The sequence below is a fragment of the Okeania sp. SIO2F4 genome (assembly GCF_010672385.1).
Classification (GTDB): Bacteria; Cyanobacteriota; Cyanobacteriia; order Cyanobacteriales; family Microcoleaceae; genus Trichodesmium.
The window spans coordinates 1-1,096 of sequence record NZ_JAAHGT010001488.1; the positions used below are offsets into that span (position 1 = coordinate 1).

Genomic DNA, 1,096 nt, shown 5'->3' on the forward strand with positions numbered 1-1,096 from the left:
GTAAGGGTAGGAGTCAGGAGTCAGGAGTTAGGAGTCAGGAGTCAGAAGAAATGGAAATTACAGAGGAGGTAGGAGGGAAAATTATCCCTTGGTCTTTCTACACTTAATCTGCCCAAAATACTAAGTTTTTGAATCTCAGATACCTAAAAGCTTGCACTTTTTTTCGACACAAAAAAGCTGAAACTTTTACCTGTAAAGGCTTTTCTATTTAATCAGCTGCCCAAAATACTAAGTTTTTGAATCTCAGATACCTAAAAGCTTGCACTTTTTTTCGACACAAAAAAGCTGAAACTTTTACCTGTAAAGGCTTTTCTATTTAATCAGCAAACCCTATTTATCAAAAATTATTGAGGAAATATATCAACAAATTTAGTCAAAAAATCTATATAGCGTTTCTGTACCTAATGAGGTACACATATTTTTATTTGTATTATGTTCCCTATTCCCTATTCCCTATTAAGTGTTAAGTGTTAAATCTTCTCTAAAACCAACGAATGCGCGTACATCAGGCTTTTTGGGGATTGCTATATAATTAAAAAAACTACCATTTAAGCAATAACTAATTTAAAAATAAACTTCCAGTTTCCTCAATTAACAAACTAGATTTATCCAAATTAAAATCATTAGTTTCAGTCATAATCAGCTCTAAAATACCCTTTTCAGCAATGAACAGTGGTTGAATCAATAAAAAGCCTCCCTTCTCCCGATAAAAAGTAATATTCACAGGCACTTTCAATGTCCTTAAAATAACTTCGGATTTTCCTGATAACTGACGTTGTGTGGTATCTCCAATCACCTCATAGGAAATTTGAGCAGCAGTTTTATTTGTGAGTTTAATATTGACAAAACCATTCACAAGTTTGATAATTCCAAGAGATAATTGTCTTTCTCTAGGTAAAGGAGCTGTTGAGCCATTAACAATTGATTGCTCAGAAAGCTGACTTGGCTGACTTTGAAGAGTATTTGATGGTAATAGGGTCGAAGACTTTTTTTCTTGAGAAGGGGATTTAGGTATAGGAGAATCAAAACGAGGCAACTGTGCTAGGCTAATTATAGGCCAAATTATACTTAATAGCAATATAAGTATAGGTCTACA

Annotated in this window: 1 protein-coding gene; it reads right to left on the minus strand. The window is 33.5% G+C overall.

The genetic code is table 11. From position 1 onward, the window contains the following. Positions 1-559: 559 nt before the first annotated feature. Positions 560-1,096 (minus strand): hypothetical protein (locus F6K22_RS41415; protein ID WP_293111029.1); only part of this gene is annotated, 537 nt, incomplete at its 5' end.